Source organism: Rhizobium sp. YIM 134829, assembly GCF_046546455.1.
In genome coordinates this window covers 952,510-967,514 of record NZ_JBKHKI010000001.1, presented here as the reverse complement: position 1 = coordinate 967,514, position 15,005 = coordinate 952,510, and the positions used below count along the sequence as shown (strand labels likewise).

Sequence of the window (15,005 nt, the reverse complement as noted above, 5' to 3'; positions counted from 1 at the left end):
TCCATGACCGGATCATCCGGCGCGGCCCAGGGCCGCGCCGGAACCCTTTCGTCTCTGATTGGCCGGCTCTCCATGAAGGATGAGACCGGGGGACCCGACCGATGACAGCCTCACTCCTGTTTCTTCTCGTGCTCCTGATCGGGGCCGGCGCCTTCATCATGGGGCGCTCCCGCTCCATCGCCTCTGCCAATGGCAAGCTTGCCTCTCTCCACTCGCTTCCCGGCTATCACGGCAGCTATGCGGCGCTGCTTTCGCTGCTGCCCGCGCTTCTCGTCTTCGCCATCTGGCTCGCCGTCGCACCCTCGATCATCGACGACCGCACCCGTTTCGGCCTGCCGAACGATGTCCTGAACCAGGGGGCCGCCGCCACCGAGCTCGCGCTCGGCCAGGTGAAGTCGGTCGCCCGCGGCCTGCTGCTGCTTTCGCCGGAAGAGCGCGCCGCGATCGACAATGGCTCGGTCAGCCTGCGCGACGGCCTGGGTGCCAAGGGCATCCCGCTGGCCGGCGACGGCGCGCCCTACATGGTCGAATCGGCCAACGACTATAATGCGATGAACCAGACGAGCCTGCTTGCCATGGCCGGCCTCGTGCTGCTGCTGGCGATCGGTGGCGCCGTCTTCGCGCTGCGCGGCATCGACCAGCGTTTTCGCGCCCGCAACCGGGTCGAACGTGTCATCCTCGGCGCGCTGCTGCTTGCGTCCTCCATCGCCATCCTGACGACGATCGGCATCATCGGCTCGATGCTGACCGAGGCGCTGCGCTTCTTCGCCTCCGTCTCGCCGTCCGAATTCTTCTTCGGTACCGTCTGGGATCCGCGCTTCGCGGCGGCCGGCAATACCGGGCAGGCCGGCCAGTTCGGTCTTCTGCCGCTGCTCTCCGGCACGCTCTATATCGCCTTCGTCGCCATGCTGTTCGCCGTGCCGATCGGCCTGTTCGCCGCGATCTATATGGCCGAATATGCCAGCAATCCGGTGCGCTCCATCGCCAAGCCGCTGCTCGAAATCCTGGCGGGCATCCCGACCATCGTCTACGGCTTCTTCGCGCTCGTCACCGTCGGCCCCTTCCTGCGCGACATCTCCGCCCAGCTGAACGGTCTCGTGACCGGCAATTATACGAATTTCATCCAGGCCCAGAGCGTGCTGACCGCCGGCATCGTCATGGGCATCATGCTGATCCCCTTCGTCTCCTCGCTGTCGGACGACATCATCACCCAGGTGCCGCGCGCCCTGCGTGATGGCTCGCTCGGGCTTGGGGCGACCCGGTCGGAAACGATCAAGCGTGTGGTTCTGCCGGCCGCACTTCCCGGCATCGTCGGCGCCCTGTTGCTCACCGCCTCGCGCGCCGTCGGCGAAACCATGATCGTGGTGCTGGCCGCCGGTGTCGCGGCGCGCATGCAGATCAATCCCTTCGAGCCGATGACGACGGTGACCGTCAAGATCGTCAACCAGCTGACCGGCGACCTGGAATTCACCTCGCCGCAGACGCTGGTCGCCTTCGCGCTCGGCATCACGCTCTTCGCCATCACGCTCTGCCTGAACATCTACGCGCTCTACATCGTCCGCAAATATCGGGAGCAGTACGAATGACTGACTTCACCCACTCGCTCCCCGGCGCGCCGACGGCGCGTCCCGTGCAGGCCCGGCGCGATATCGGCATCAAGCGCCGCTATGCGTCCGAACGGCGCTTCCGCGCTTATGGCATCGCGGCAATCTGCACCGGCATCTTCTTTCTCTGCGTCCTGCTCTGGACGGTGATCTCGAACGGCTACACCGCCTTCCTGCAGACGACGGTCACCCTGCCGATCACCTTCTCCGAGCAGATCATCGACCCGAAGAACGAGCGGGCCACCAATCCGGCCAAGCTGATGTCCGCCAACTACCCGCTGCTGGTGCGCGATGCGCTCATCGCCAAGCTCGGCATCGACCCGAACAACCGCGCCGACGTGAAGCTGGCAACCGACATGATCTCGGCCAGCGCCCGCACCCAGCTGCGCGACATCGTCGTCGCCAATCCGGCGATCATCGGTCAGACCATGCCGGTGGCGCTGCTCGCCGAAGGCAATATCGACTCCGCCAATAAGGGGCAGATCGACCTCAATGTCGAAGAGACGAACCGCAAGGTCAAGGACAAGCAAATCGCCTGGATGAAGACCCTGTCGGACGATGGCGCGCTGACCGCCAACTTCAACACCGGCCTGTTCACCTCCGGCGCCTCCTCGCGGCCGGAAGCGGCGGGCATCGGCGTGGCGGCTCTCGGCTCGCTCTACATGATGCTGATCGTTCTCGCGCTTGCTTTGCCGATCGGCGTCGCTGCCTCGATCTATCTCGAGGAATTCGCGCCCAAGAATCGACTGACGGATCTGATCGAGGTGAACATCAACAACCTCGCCGCCGTTCCTTCGATCGTCTACGGCTTGCTCGGTCTCGCCGTCTTCATCAACTTTGCCGGCTTGCCGCGCTCCGCAGCCCTTGTCGGCGGTCTGGTCCTAACGCTGATGACCCTGCCGACGATCATCATCGCCACCCGCGCGGCGCTGAAGGCCGTGCCGCCCTCGATCCGCGCGGCGGCTCTCGGCCTCGGCGCCTCCAAGATGCAGACCATCTTCCACCATGTTCTGCCGCTTGCCATGCCCGGCATCCTCACCGGCACGATCATCGGGCTCGCCCATGCGCTCGGCGAAACCGCGCCGCTGCTCCTGATCGGCATGGTCGCCTTCGTGGTCGACTTTCCGGGCTCCCCGCTCGAACCCTCCACCGCACTGCCGGTCCAGATCTATATGTGGGCCAATGAAGCCGAACGTGCATTTGTCGAACGAACCTCCGGCGCGATCATCGTCCTTCTGATCTTCCTGGTGGTCATGAACCTTGGCGCAATCCTGTTGCGGCGTCGCTTTGAGCGTCGCTGGTAGTGAGGTAGAAACGATGAACATGATGACCGAAGCAGCACTCGAGAAGGCAGTGGACCAGAAGATGAATGCGGTGCCCCTGAAGATGGTCGGCAAGGATGTGTCGGTCTATTACGGCGAAAAGCGCGCGCTGTTCGACGTGAACCTCGACATCCGCGAAAACACCGTGACCGCACTGATCGGACCGTCCGGTTGCGGCAAGTCCACCTTCCTGCGCACGCTCAACCGCATGAACGACACGATCGATCATTGCCGGGTGACCGGCAAGATCACGCTCGACGACGGCGATATCTACGATCCGACGATCGATGTCGTGGAACTGCGTGCCCGCGTCGGCATGGTGTTCCAGAAGCCGAACCCTTTCCCGAAGTCGATCTACGAGAACGTCACCTACGGGCCGAAGATCCACGGGCTCGCCCGCACCAAGGCCGAGCTCGACGCGATCGTCGAACAAAGCCTGCAGAAGGCCGGTCTCTGGAACGAGGTGAAGGACCGGTTGCATGAATCGGGCACCGGCCTGTCCGGTGGTCAGCAGCAGCGCCTCTGCATCGCCCGCGCCGTGGCCGTCAGCCCGGAAGTGATCCTGATGGACGAGCCCTGCTCGGCGCTCGACCCGATCGCCACTGCCAAGGTCGAGGAGCTGATCCACGAACTGCGCGCCAACTACACGATCGTCATCGTCACCCACTCCATGCAGCAGGCTGCCCGCGTCTCGCAACGCACCGCCATGTTCCACCTCGGCAATCTCGTCGAGGAGAACGATACCGACAAGATGTTCACCAATCCGGATGACCAGCGCACCCAGGATTACATCATGGGCCGCTTCGGCTGAGGCTCTTGCCCGCCGTGCCGCTTCAGACAAGGACAGGACTCATGGCCAGCCATATCGTTTCCGTCTATGACGAAGACCTGAAATATTTGAGCCGCCGCATTTCCGAAATGGGCGGGCTCGCCGAGCAGATGGTCGCCGAATCCGTGCGCGCCCTCGTCAATGCAGATCTGGGCCTCGCCCAGAAGGTCATCTCCGACGATGTCGTGCTCGACGATGCCGAGCGACAGATTGGCGAAAAGGCCATCGTTACCATCGCCAAGCGCCAGCCCATGGCGGCGGACCTGCGCGAGATCATGGGATCGATCCGCATCGCCGCCGATCTCGAGCGGGTCGGCGATCTCGGCAAGAACACCGCCAAGCGCGTCATCGCGGTGTCGAGCAGCAGCCTGCCGCGCCAGCTCGCTCGTGGGCTGGAACATCTCGCCGAACTGGCGCTGATGCAGCTGAAGGAAGTGCTCGATGTCTATGCATCGCGCTCGGCCGAAAAGGCCAAGAGCATCCGCGAGCGCGACAGCGAGATCGACGCGATCTACACCTCGCTCTTCCGCGAGCTCCTGACCTACATGATGGAAGATCCGCGCAACATCACCTCCTGCACGCATCTTCTGTTCTGCGCCAAGAACATCGAGCGGATCGGCGACCATGCGACCAATATCGCCGAGACGATCTATTACATGACCACCGGCGCCCAGCCGCTCGGCGAACGTCCGAAGGACGATTCCGCCAATACGGTCGGCGCTCTCGCCACCTGAAGGACAAGCGGTCATCGGACTCCGCCGGGGACAGACGACCGCTTTCCGCGGAACCCGCAGCCTGACCATGCAACGATCCGCCCACAGTGTGCTGGAGGCGGACGAAAGGGGGCCCTTGGCCCAGAATCGTCCGGCCGGCCCTGTCGCTGGTGCGGAATGGGAGTCTGAAGACATGCAGCCCAAGATCGCCGTCGTCGAAGATGAGGAAGCCCTCAGCGTTCTTCTGCGCTACAATCTCGAGGCAGAAGGCTTCGAAGTCGACACGATTGCCCGGGGAGACGAGGCGGAGATCCGCCTCCAGGAGCGCCTGCCTGATCTCCTGATCCTCGACTGGATGCTGCCGGGCGTCTCCGGCATCGAACTCTGCCGGCGGCTGCGTCAGCGAAACGAAACCGAGCGGCTGCCGATCATCATGCTCACCGCCCGTGGCGAAGAGAGCGAGCGGGTGCGGGGCCTGGCGACCGGCGCCGACGACTATGTCGTCAAGCCGTTCTCGACCCCGGAACTGATCGCCCGGGTGCGCGCCATGCTTCGCCGTGCCCGGCCGGAAGTGCTCTCCTCCCTGCTGAAATGCGGCGACATCGAGCTCGACCGCGAGACCCATCGCGTGCACCGCAAAAGCCGCGAAGTGCGCCTCGGTCCGACCGAGTTTCGCCTGCTCGAATTCTTCATGTCTTCGCCCGGCCGCGTCTTCTCGCGCTCGCAGCTGCTCGATGGCGTCTGGGGGCACGACATCTATGTCGATGAGCGGACCGTCGATGTTCATGTCGGCCGGCTGCGCAAGGCGCTGAACTTCGCCAATATGCAAGATGTGATCCGCACCGTCCGCGGCGCCGGCTACTCACTGGAAGGCTGACGCTCGTCAGCCTGCACGGACGCCGCGCCTCGGCATAGAGACAGAAAAAAAGCCCTTCCGGCTATCTCGCAGGAAGGGCTTTTTTCGTTCGTCACAAAGCGAGATTGCGCTTAGCGCATGCGCCGCCGCTCCGCCGAAGGCTGGTAGGCGAGGCGGGCATGGAACGTGCAATAGGGCGAGGTGTCGGGCGCATCATTGCCGCAGAAGTGAAACTCGTCCTTCATCGGGTCGCCGATCGGCCATTTGCAGGTCCGGTCGGTCAACTGGGTCAGCGCCAGGCGGCGTGACGAGGGCGATGCGACATTGGTGTTGGCCGGCAGCGGTGCTTCCTCGAACAAAGCGACCGCCGTATCCTGTGCTTCGTGGATCACCATGCCGCTGGTGGTGCGGGCCGCCGGGCGGGGTGCGCTCGGACGCGGCTGCTCCTGAGCAAGCGGGGCAGGTGCCGCTGTGGTCGGCCGGGCCGCGACAGCCGGACGCTTCGGTCGGGCCGCCGCCGGAGCGCTGCCGCCCGCTTTCGCGCGGCCGGGCAGGGACAGGCGATGGACCTTGCCGATCACGGCATTGCGGCTGACACCGCCGAGCTGCGCAGCAATCTGGCTTGCGCTCAGGCCCTCGGCCCAGAGCTTTTTGAGTTTTTCGACGCGCTCATCCGTCCAGTTCATGCTCTCGTGTCTCCATTCCAGGCGTTTCGGAGAGCGAATCCCTCACCGCGTTCCGGACGTACCGAAACTGCAACGCCTTGACTCTTTTGGTGACTAGGTCCGCCGCATGCGTCTAGCAATTGTCAGTTAACCTAGAGATGGGGTGACTCCGTGACAAGAGTCGCCGGAATCGGCCCGAATCGATTTTTGAGTTTTCCCCAACTTGATCGGCACGTGTGATCAATTTGCACAGGGCTCGATCATGCGTCCGGTGCATGGCGTCATGCGCGTCAAACCGCCACAAAAGCGGGAGTTTTGTTGACAGAAACGCCCGGAATGCAGATAGTGCCGCTGCCGCCTCCAGGGCGGCGTTTTTCATTGTCCGGGCCTCTTCGGGTCTGGATCAGCTCGGCGGCCGGACCGGCAGAGCGAGAACGGAAGGTGCCGTCGTTCAAGGCTCGCTTCGGCGCGCTAGGGTTGCGGCCAGCGAAGGAGACCCACGTCATGACCGAAGTCACGCCGCTCTACGACACCTATATGCGTGCGCCCTTGCGCTTCGAGCGCGGTGAAGGGGTCTGGCTGACGACTGAAGATGGCAACCGCTATCTCGACTTCGCCGCCGGCGTCGCCGTCAATTCGCTGGGCCATGCCCATCCGCATCTCGTCGCCGCGCTCAAGGAGCAGGCCGAGAAGATTTGGCACCTGTCCAATCTCTATGAGATTCCGGGGCAGGAGAAGCTCGCCACGCGCCTCACCGCCCATACCTTCGCCGACAAGGTGTTTTTCACCAATTCCGGCGCCGAGGCGCTGGAATGCGCGATCAAGACGGCGCGACGGTACCAGTTCTCCAAGGGCCGGCCGGAGCGCTTCCACATCATCACTTTCGAAGGGGCCTTCCATGGCCGAACCCTGGCGACGATTGCTGCCGGCGGCCAGGCGAAATATCTCGAGGGCTTCGGTCCCAAGGCGCCGGGCTTCGTGCAGGTTCCCTTCGGCGATCTGACCGCCGTCAAGGATGCTATCACCGACGAGACCGCCGCGATCCTCATCGAACCGATCCAGGGCGAAGGCGGCATCCGGCTTGCCTCCAAGGAGTTCATGCAGGCGCTGCGGCAGCTTTGCGACGAGTTCGGCCTGCTGCTCATCTGCGACGAGGTTCAGTGCGGCATCGGCCGAACCGGCAAGCTCTTCGCCCATGAATGGTCGGGCATCACGCCGGATATCATGGCGGTGGCCAAGGGTATTGGCGGCGGCTTCCCGCTCGGCGCCTGCCTGGCGACCGCCGAGGCGGCCTCCGGCATGGTGGCCGGTACGCATGGCTCCACTTATGGCGGCAACCCGCTGGCCATGGCTGTCGGAAATGCCGTGCTCGATGTCGTGCTTGCCGATGGGTTCCTGGAACATGTGCGCGACGTTGCCCTGATCTTCCGCCAGGGGCTCGCCTCGCTTGCCGATCGTTACCCGGACGTCATCGAGGAAATCCGTGGCGATGGCCTGATGCTCGGCCTGAAAGCGGTCGTGCCCGCGGCCGACCTTCTGAAGGCGATCCGGGCGGAAAAGATGCTGGCTGTTCCGGCCGGCGAGAACGTCATCCGCCTGCTGCCACCGCTCGTGACCAGCGCCGACGAGGCCCGCGAGGGCCTGGCCCGGCTGGAACGTGCCGCCGAACATCTGACCCGCATCGAGCAGCGCGCCTCCGCCTGAGGCTCATTTCCACCACCCGAGTTCTTCAGCCGGGCGCCGTTTCGCCCGGCCTCTCTGTTTTCAGCGTGGCATTTCCGTTTCAAGAAGGACCAGCATTTCATGGCCGAGACCCGACACTTCCTCGACCTTTCCGCCATGTCCGCAGAGAATCTGCGGTCGATCATCGAGGATGCGCGGGAGCGAAAGGCGGCGACCAAGGCGGGCACGGCGGAAAAGCCGCTGGCTGGCAAGATGTTGGCGATGATTTTCGAAAAGCCGTCCACCCGCACCCGCGTCTCCTTCGATGTCGGCATGCGCCAGCTTGGCGGCGAGACGCTGTTTCTCTCCGGCACCGAAATGCAGCTCGGCCGAGCGGAGACGATCGGCGATACGGCGAAAGTGCTCTCTCGCTATGTCGACGCCATCATGATCCGCACCACGGACCATCGCCGACTTCTGGAGCTCGCCGAACATGCCACCGTGCCTGTTATCAACGGGCTGACGGATGCGACGCATCCCTGCCAGATCATGGCCGATATCATGACCTTCGAGGAGCATAGCGGACCGGTCAAGGGCAAGACGATCGCCTGGACTGGCGACGGCAACAATGTGCTGCATTCCTTCATCGAAGGCTCGGCCCGCTTCGGCTATCGCATGACCATGGCCGTGCCGCTCGGTTCCGAGCCGGAGGACCGCTTCCTCAACTGGGCGCGCAACAATGGCGGCGACGTGATGCTCTGCCACGAGGCGGAACGGGCTGTCGAAGGGGCCCATTGCGTGGTCACCGACACCTGGGTGTCGATGAACCAGGAGCACCGCGCCCGCGGCCACAACGTCTTCCAGCCTTACCAGGTCAACCCGGCCCTGATGGAGCATGCCGATTCCCAGGCGCTCTTCATGCACTGCCTGCCCGCCCATCGCGGCGAGGAGGTGGTGGACGAGGTGATCGACGGGCCGCAATCGGTCGTGTTCGACGAGGCGGAAAACCGGCTCCATGCCCAGAAGTCGATCCTCGCCTGGTGCCTCGGCGCGCTCTGAGAGCCGGGCTTGAAAGCGGCGCGACCGATCCCGATCTAAAGCGTCGACAAGGACCCAAGCGGCGGGCGCGACCTGCCTCTTGGGTCTTTCGATGATCACCCCGCACAAGATGCCGGCGCATCGCACAAGGCAGGGCAGCCGAACCAAGCGGCTGCCCGGTGCTTTATCAATCGCGTGGCCGCCGCTATCCTGCATACCGCGCGAGGACGCGCTGCATGCAGGCAGAGAAGGAGCGTAGAGTATGACCCAGGAGAGCCACAGCCTCGGCCAGTTCAATTTCGCCGGCGACGACCATGTCGTGCCCTTTCAGGTCGAGGGTCTCGACGTGCGCGGTCGTGCCGTGCAGCTCGGCCCCATGCTCGACGCCATTCTGGAGCGCCACAACTATCCGCTGCCCGTCGCCCGGCTGGTGGCCGAGACGGTGGTGTTGACCGTTTTGCTCGGCACCTCGCTGAAATTCGAAGGCAAGCTGATCATTCAGACCAAGAGCAATGGCCCGGTCGATCTGGTCGTGGCCGATTTCTCGACGCCCGATCGCGTGCGCGCCTATGCCCGTTATGACGAGGACGCCTTGGCACGCGCGGTCGAAAGCGGCGATACCCAGCCACAGGATCTGCTCGGCGAAGGCATTCTCGCCTTCACCATCGACCAGGGCGTCCATACCCAGCGTTACCAGGGCATCGTGCCGCTCGATGGCGCCTCGCTCGAGGAGATCGCCGGCGTCTATTTCCGCCAGTCGGAGCAGATCCCGACCAAGGTACGGCTCGGCGTGGCCGAACTGCTCGATCGCGACGAGAATGGCAAGCCGCGCCATCGCTGGCGGGCCGGCGGCATGGTCGCACAGTTCCTGCCCGAGGCCCCGGAGCGCATGCGCCAACCGGACCTGCCGGGCGGGGACGGGGCGGAGGACATGCCGGCAGAGATCGACGATCTCTGGGACGAGGCCCAGGTCATGGTCGAGACGATCGATGCCGATGAACTGACCGATCCGATGGTCGGCACCGAGCGCCTGCTCTATCGCCTCTTCCACGAGCGTGGCGTCCGGGTCTATCCGCCGCAGCCGGTCTATGACCGCTGCACCTGCTCGCGCGAGCGCCTGCGCGACGTGCTGGCCAGCCTCAGCCAGGAAGAGATCGATGCTTCCGTGGAAGGCGGCGCCATCTCCGTCACCTGCGAATTCTGCTCGACCACCTACCGCTTCGAGGCAACGGAGGTCCGGCCGCAGTAGGGGCGCCTATGCCGGTTGTCGCCGAACTTGACGGGCGACAGGCGGCCGAGCGAAATTGACGCAGAGTTTCGAGGTGGGAACGGCCTCCCCACGCACCCGCAAGGGTTAGTAGCCGAAAGGTGAAGAGATCCAGGGCTTGGCATCCTGGCGAAGATAGAAAGCCCCGCTTCGTGCGGGGTTTTTTATTGAACGGATAAAAGATGGCCTTTGCGAAGGCGGTTCTCCAGCTTGAATCTGTCAATTGGGGAGGTTGATTTGACCAGGTAGGTGCCTTGACGGGTCGGCTTGATTAGCGCGGCGACGAGGACAATGGCTCCTGTTGCCCGAACCTCCCTGACAAGCTCGAAACCAGCCTCAACATGCCGGGGGGATTGCCCGACATAATGCGGTGTGGTGACCGTCTGCGCCAGATAGGGGAGGCATGACATGAAACTGTCGGGATGTGATCTGAGTGCGTGCTTCTGTGCAGGGATTGTGAAAGCAACGCTGCCTTCGGCAAGCATCAGCCCGAACTTCTCGAGCTGCGTGATTGGCAATGGTCCATGCAGCAGTGGCGTGAAACGTGTCGGAGTCTTCCTCTTCGACAACTGAAATCTGGCCCTCGCGTTCTCCGGGCAGCGCTTGCATGATCAGTGCGCCGCGGCCCATGCCGAGGTTGCATGGTCTCAGTCTTTCAGCGATAGCTCAAGTGGCGCTTGGTGAACTTCGATCGAATCCCTGAGCGGATGGATCGCACCCTCAATTCAGCGTCCGCGTCAGCCCCGGCGCATCCAGCGAGAAGGCGGGGATGTCGACGGTGAAGGTTTCGCCGTCGGGGGTGACCATGGAGTAGTGGCCGAACATCATGCCGGACGGCGTGTCGAGCGGGCAGCCGGAGGAATATTCGAAGCTTTCGCCGGGGTTGAGCACAGGCTGCTCGCCGATCACGCCGGGACCGTTGACTTCGTCCACCTGACCGTTCTCGTCGGTAATATGCCAGTAGCGGGTCATCAGCCGAACGGTGCGGGAGGAGTGGTTCGCGATCTGGATGCGATAGCCCCAGACATAGCGACCGTCCTCCGGATCAGATTGCTCTTCCAGATAATAAGGCTCGACTGTCACTTCGATATCGCGTGTCAGCGCGCGGTACATGCTTGCGTTGTCTCCAGCGTTCTCAGCTGGAGTGTAAGACAAGATCGTTTCGCGAACGATAACAGATGTGTCATCCTGTCACGCGTCGTGCCATCGCCGAACAGTTTCGGCGATGGCAGGGGCAGTTCGTCAGGCGCTGACGCTGCGCAGCGCCTGGGCCAGATCGTCGACGAGATCTGCACCGTCCTCGATGCCGAGCGACAGGCGCAGCGTGCCAGGCGAGATGCCGAGCTCGGCACGCGCCTCATCCGTCAGGTTCTTGTGCGTCGTGGTCGCCGGATGGGTGATCAGGCTCTTGGAATCGCCGAGGTTGTTGGAGATGCGAATGATCTTCAGCGCGTCCTGCAAGGCAAAGGCCGCCTCATTGCCGCCCTTCAGCTCGAAACAGACGAGCGTCGAGCCGCCCTTCATCTGCCGCGCGATGATGTCGGCCTGCGGGTGGTCCTTGCGCCCGGGATAGATCACGCGGGCGACCTGCGCCTGCTCGGCCAGGAAATCGGCCGCCGCCGCCGCATTGGCGCTCTGCTGAGCAACGCGCAACGGCAGGGTCTCGATGCCCTTGAGCAGGGTCCAGGCATTGAAGGGCGAGAGGGACGGGCCGGTGTGGCGGAAATAGTCGTGCAGATGCTCGTCGATCCAGTCCTTGGACGACAGGACGACGCCGCCGAGGCAGCGGCCCTGGCCGTCGATATGCTTGGTCGCCGAATAGACGACGACATGGGCGCCCAGTTCCAGCGGCTTCTGCAGGAGCGGAGTGGCGAAGACATTGTCGATCACCAGCTTGCCGCCGACGCTGTCAGCCAGCTTGGCGACCGCGGCGATGTCGACAACTTCCAGCGTCGGGTTGGTCGGGCTTTCCAGGAAGAAGACCTTGGTGTTCGGCCGGACCGCCTTCTCCCAGTTCTCGATGAAGCGGCCGTCGACCAGCGTGCATTCGATCCCGTATTTCGGCGCCAGCGTTTCCACCACCCAGCGGCAGGAACCGAAGAGGGCCCGCGCGGCGACGATATGGTCGCCCGCCTTCAGCTGGCACAGGATCGCCGCCGAGACGGCCGCCATGCCCGAGGCGGTGGCACGCGCATCCTCCGCCCCTTCCAGCATGCACATGCGCTTTTCGAACATGTCATTGGTGGGGCTGCCATAGCGGGCATAGATAAAGCCTTCCGTCTCGCCCTTGAACCGCGCTTCGGCAGCCGCGGAGGTCTCATAGACGAAGCCCTGCGTCAGGAAGATCGCTTCGGAGGTTTCGCCATGGTTGGAGCGGGTGGTTCCGCCATGCACGAGCTGAGTGGCCGGACGCCAGGAATTGCTCATCGAACATCGCCTTCAAACAAAAAAACCGGCCGCAAGAAGAGGCCGGTTTCCACCCGGCCTTTTTAGCTACTTGTTTAACGTGGCTGCAAGCCGGCCGGCCAAATCACCACGGAATTTCGTTTCCATACTGCCGGCGCATGCTTGCGTCAATCTGGCTTGTCTGATTTTGTCCGCCTCGATGACGAGGGGCATGACAAGGGTGGCCAGGGCATGACGCGCGACAACGGCATTTTGGCGGACGGCGCGATCGAGGCCCTGTTTGCAAGCGGGGCGCTGATCAGCGAAGCGCCGCTCGATCCCGACCAGATCCAGCCGGCGAGCCTCGATCTGCGCCTGGGCGCCAAGGCCTTCCGCGTGCGCGCCAGCTTCATGCCAGGCCCCGCCCATCTGGTGGCCGACAAGCTCGACCGTCTGAAATTGCATGTGGTGGACCTGACCGAGGGCGCGGTGCTGGAGACCGGCTGCGTCTATATCGTTCCGCTCATGGAGCGTCTCACCTTGCCGGCCGTCATGTCCGCCTCGGCCAATCCGAAGAGCTCGACCGGCCGGCTCGATATCTTCACCCGCGTCATCACCGACCGGGCGCAGGAGTTCGACAAGATCCCGGCCGGCTATTCCGGGCCGCTCTATCTCGAAATCTCGCCACGCACCTTCCCGGTCATCGTCCGGCGCGGCTCGCGCCTCTCGCAGATCCGGTTCCGCATTGGCCAGGCGCTGCTGAGCGAAGGCGAGCTTCTCGATCTCCATGCCCGCGAGACACTGGTCGCGAGCGAGGCGCCGAATGTCTCGGGCGGCGGCATTGCGCTGTCGATCGATTTGAAGGGCACCGGCGCCGACGGACTGATCGGCTATCGCGGCAAGCATCACACGGCGGTCGTCGATGTCGACAAGAAGGCCGGCCACGGCATTTACGACTTCTGGGAGCCGCTCTATGCGCGCGGATCGGACGAGTTGATCCTCGACCCCGATGAATTCTACATTCTCGTCTCGCGCGAGGCGGTGCATGTGCCGCCGCTCTACGCCGCGGAGATGACGCCCTTCGATCCGCTGGTCGGCGAATTCCGCGTCCATTATGCCGGTTTCTTCGATCCCGGCTTCGGCCATGAGCACGCCGGCGGCCGCGGCAGCCGCGCGGTGCTCGAGGTGCGCAGCCATGAGGTCCCCTTTATCCTGGAACATGGCCAGATCGTCGGACGCCTGGTCTACGAACATATGCTGGACCGCCCCCGCAGCCTCTATGGCCTCGGCGCGGGCTCCAACTACCAGGCACAGGGGCTGAAGCTCTCCAAACATTTCCGCCCCGAATAGCACGGCCCACACGCCACCCTTGACAGGCCGCCCGCCATAAGGGAAAGCTCGAACCGCGTTGCGGGTATGATGTAATGGTAGCCTGTCAGCTTCCCAAGCTGAACGCGCGGGTTCGATTCCCGCTACCCGCTCCATGTCTGCGTCTTACGCCACTCCCAGATTTCGATTGCCTCGCCTTCATTTCAAGGTGACGGGCGGACAGGGGTCATTCATCGTCCGCTGAGGTTGGCGGGCCTCTGCGCTCAGCGGATGAGCGGTGCTGACCACTTCAAGCGAGAGACAAGAAGGATCGCGGTGATCGAGAGAACCGTGGTGGCAGCGATTGCGATCAGCAGGGTGACGGTCGACTCCGGCCCGAGCATCCACTGCACGAACCAGAGGAACAGCAGATGGATGCAATAAAAGCCGAGCGTCAGTCGGCCGAGCCCAGCCATGTTCTGAACGAGGCGCGCGTTCGACGGGAGGTTCAGCGCAAGAGCGAAGGCGCCAACGCCGAAGGCGATCGTGCCATAGGTGTAGTTGATGGACTCGGTCGGCGAGATGAGACCAGCTGATGCCAGCGCAAAGCGTTCGCCCAGGGAGATGAGGAAGCCGCCGGTGAAAAGCGTCAAGCCCAGGCCGAGGCGCGGATGCCAGTGGTGCTTCCTGATCAGGTAGCCGAGAGCAACGAAGATGGCGCCGAAAAAGGGGCCATTCCGGAAGAATTTCCAAGGCAGAGGGGGACCGAAGGGTTCGAGGAACTCGATGAAGTACGTGCCGATGACGAAGAGGCACAGACAAACGACGAGGAGGGTCCTGTCGCCGAAGGTTCTGGCGATCAGGAAGACGGTGAAGATGGACAGACCCAGTGCCGGGATGAACCAGAGATGATAGCCAGGCCCGCCGTCCAGGAAGAGCGAGCCGATTTTGCTGATGCCGAAGTTGCCGAATACGGCACGGTTGACGGCGAGATAGACAAGAACCCAGAGACTATAGATGGGCAAGAGCCGCTTCAGCAGCTTGGCGGCAAGAGCAAGCGGCGTCACGCCGTCGATCTTCAGGAAATAGCCGGCTGTCAGGAAGAAATAGGGCACGCCGAAGCGGGGCAGGGTTTCGAGGGTAAGCACCAGATCCGTCGGCAGGTTGGTCCGATCGGCATGCAGAGCCACGACGAAGATGAATGCGAGGACGCGGAAAGCATCGATCCCCTGCAATCTGTTCTCCGATTGAGCCGTTTGCATCCGCGTCCCTTTCCCATAGCCTTCGTCCGTGATCGTCTCAGTCCAGCTGCGACAGGCGCCCGGAACCTGCTCTTCGTCTCGATCGTTGTTGAAT

General features: G+C 63.5%; 14 protein-coding genes, 1 tRNA gene and 1 riboswitch. Of the genes, 10 read left to right on the top strand and 5 right to left on the bottom strand.

What is annotated here, in order from left to right; translation table 11 throughout:
• Positions 1–101 precede the first annotated feature (101 nt).
• The 5 genes from pstC (at position 102) to phoB (ending at position 5,345) form a co-directional block, all read left to right on the top strand.
• Positions 102–1,586 carry a phosphate ABC transporter permease subunit PstC gene (pstC, locus tag ACLE20_RS04670; protein WP_410939050.1) on the top strand — a complete coding sequence of 495 codons (1,485 nt, stop codon included), beginning with the start codon at positions 102–104 and terminating at the stop codon, positions 1,584–1,586.
• Positions 1,583–2,908: a phosphate ABC transporter permease PstA gene (gene pstA / locus ACLE20_RS04665; protein WP_410939049.1), complete on the top strand. Its 1,326-nt coding sequence runs from the start codon at positions 1,583–1,585 to the stop codon at positions 2,906–2,908. The genes pstC and pstA overlap by 4 nt, the downstream gene beginning before the upstream one ends.
• 13 nt (positions 2,909–2,921) lie before the next feature.
• Positions 2,922–3,737 (top strand): phosphate ABC transporter ATP-binding protein PstB, encoded by an 816-nt coding sequence (gene pstB / locus ACLE20_RS04660; RefSeq protein WP_410939048.1) that lies wholly within the window; start codon positions 2,922–2,924, stop codon positions 3,735–3,737.
• Between the two features lie 41 nt (positions 3,738–3,778).
• The gene (phoU, locus tag ACLE20_RS04655; protein WP_410939047.1) at positions 3,779–4,489 is read left to right on the top strand and encodes a phosphate signaling complex protein PhoU; all 711 of its coding nucleotides are present in this window, start codon (positions 3,779–3,781) and stop codon (positions 4,487–4,489) included.
• Positions 4,490–4,661: 172 nt separating this feature from the next.
• The gene (phoB, locus tag ACLE20_RS04650; RefSeq protein ID WP_323106277.1) at positions 4,662–5,345 is read left to right on the top strand and encodes a phosphate regulon transcriptional regulator PhoB; all 684 of its coding nucleotides are present in this window, start codon (positions 4,662–4,664) and stop codon (positions 5,343–5,345) included.
• A gap of 110 nt (positions 5,346–5,455) precedes the next feature.
• Here the strand turns inward: phoB and ACLE20_RS04645 are convergent, their stop codons facing one another.
• Positions 5,456–6,010 carry a GcrA family cell cycle regulator gene (locus ACLE20_RS04645; RefSeq protein ID WP_410939046.1) on the bottom strand — a complete coding sequence of 185 codons (555 nt, stop codon included), beginning with the start codon at positions 6,008–6,010 and terminating at the stop codon, positions 5,456–5,458.
• 483 nt (positions 6,011–6,493) lie between these two features.
• Between ACLE20_RS04645 and ACLE20_RS04640 the strand changes: the two genes are divergently transcribed.
• The 3 genes from ACLE20_RS04640 to ACLE20_RS04630 all read left to right on the top strand — a co-directional run bounded on the left by ACLE20_RS04640 (position 6,494) and on the right by ACLE20_RS04630 (position 9,938).
• Positions 6,494–7,693: an aspartate aminotransferase family protein gene (locus ACLE20_RS04640; protein ID WP_410939045.1), complete on the top strand. Its 1,200-nt coding sequence runs from the start codon at positions 6,494–6,496 to the stop codon at positions 7,691–7,693.
• Between the two features lie 99 nt (positions 7,694–7,792).
• On the top strand, positions 7,793–8,710 hold the full coding sequence (argF, locus tag ACLE20_RS04635) for an ornithine carbamoyltransferase (RefSeq protein WP_410939044.1): 918 nt from the start codon (positions 7,793–7,795) through the stop codon (positions 8,708–8,710).
• A gap of 241 nt (positions 8,711–8,951) precedes the next feature.
• Positions 8,952–9,938, top strand: coding sequence for an Hsp33 family molecular chaperone (locus ACLE20_RS04630; RefSeq protein WP_410939043.1), 987 nt, complete (start codon positions 8,952–8,954; stop codon positions 9,936–9,938).
• Between the two features lie 182 nt (positions 9,939–10,120).
• Here the strand turns inward: ACLE20_RS04630 and ACLE20_RS04625 are convergent, their stop codons facing one another.
• From ACLE20_RS04625 to ACLE20_RS04615, 3 genes are all read right to left on the bottom strand, one after another.
• Positions 10,121–10,525 (bottom strand): hypothetical protein, encoded by a 405-nt coding sequence (locus ACLE20_RS04625; RefSeq protein ID WP_410939042.1) that lies wholly within the window; start codon positions 10,523–10,525, stop codon positions 10,121–10,123.
• Between the two features lie 151 nt (positions 10,526–10,676).
• Entirely contained in the window at positions 10,677–11,069 is a 393-nt protein-coding gene (apaG, locus tag ACLE20_RS04620) for a Co2+/Mg2+ efflux protein ApaG (RefSeq protein WP_410939041.1), read from the bottom strand.
• A 129-nt stretch (positions 11,070–11,198) separates the two neighbouring features.
• Positions 11,199–12,383, bottom strand: coding sequence for an O-succinylhomoserine sulfhydrylase (locus ACLE20_RS04615; RefSeq protein ID WP_410939040.1), 1,185 nt, complete (start codon positions 12,381–12,383; stop codon positions 11,199–11,201).
• Positions 12,384–12,424: 41 nt separating this feature from the next.
• Positions 12,425–12,503: riboswitch (SAM riboswitch) on the bottom strand.
• Positions 12,504–12,593: 90 nt separating this feature from the next.
• Here ACLE20_RS04615 and ACLE20_RS04610 point away from each other — a divergent pair.
• On the top strand, positions 12,594–13,691 hold the full coding sequence (locus ACLE20_RS04610) for a 2'-deoxycytidine 5'-triphosphate deaminase (RefSeq protein WP_410939039.1): 1,098 nt from the start codon (positions 12,594–12,596) through the stop codon (positions 13,689–13,691).
• Between the two features lie 60 nt (positions 13,692–13,751).
• Positions 13,752–13,825: transfer RNA gene (locus tag ACLE20_RS04605), tRNA-Gly, on the top strand.
• 108 nt (positions 13,826–13,933) lie between these two features.
• On the opposite strand, the gene ACLE20_RS04600 is transcribed toward ACLE20_RS04605, so the two are convergent.
• The gene (locus ACLE20_RS04600; RefSeq protein WP_410939038.1) at positions 13,934–14,884 is read right to left on the bottom strand and encodes an acyltransferase; all 951 of its coding nucleotides are present in this window, start codon (positions 14,882–14,884) and stop codon (positions 13,934–13,936) included.
• Positions 14,885–15,005 lie beyond the last annotated feature (121 nt).

Coding starts and splice junctions, on each gene's coding strand:
- ACLE20_RS04615 (WP_410939040.1), bottom strand. CDS start 12,383: ATGAGCAATTCCTGGCGTCCGGCCACTCAGCTCGTGCATGGCGGAACC.
- ACLE20_RS04630 (WP_410939043.1), top strand. CDS start 8,952: ATGACCCAGGAGAGCCACAGCCTCGGCCAGTTCAATTTCGCCGGCGAC.
- pstA (WP_410939049.1), top strand. CDS start 1,583: ATGACTGACTTCACCCACTCGCTCCCCGGCGCGCCGACGGCGCGTCCC.
- ACLE20_RS04610 (WP_410939039.1), top strand. CDS start 12,594: ATGACGCGCGACAACGGCATTTTGGCGGACGGCGCGATCGAGGCCCTG.
- phoU (WP_410939047.1), top strand. CDS start 3,779: ATGGCCAGCCATATCGTTTCCGTCTATGACGAAGACCTGAAATATTTG.
- argF (WP_410939044.1), top strand. CDS start 7,793: ATGGCCGAGACCCGACACTTCCTCGACCTTTCCGCCATGTCCGCAGAG.
- pstB (WP_410939048.1), top strand. CDS start 2,922: ATGAACATGATGACCGAAGCAGCACTCGAGAAGGCAGTGGACCAGAAG.
- ACLE20_RS04640 (WP_410939045.1), top strand. CDS start 6,494: ATGACCGAAGTCACGCCGCTCTACGACACCTATATGCGTGCGCCCTTG.
- pstC (WP_410939050.1), top strand. CDS start 102: ATGACAGCCTCACTCCTGTTTCTTCTCGTGCTCCTGATCGGGGCCGGC.
- apaG (WP_410939041.1), bottom strand. CDS start 11,069: ATGTACCGCGCGCTGACACGCGATATCGAAGTGACAGTCGAGCCTTAT.
- phoB (WP_323106277.1), top strand. CDS start 4,662: ATGCAGCCCAAGATCGCCGTCGTCGAAGATGAGGAAGCCCTCAGCGTT.
- ACLE20_RS04645 (WP_410939046.1), bottom strand. CDS start 6,010: ATGAACTGGACGGATGAGCGCGTCGAAAAACTCAAAAAGCTCTGGGCC.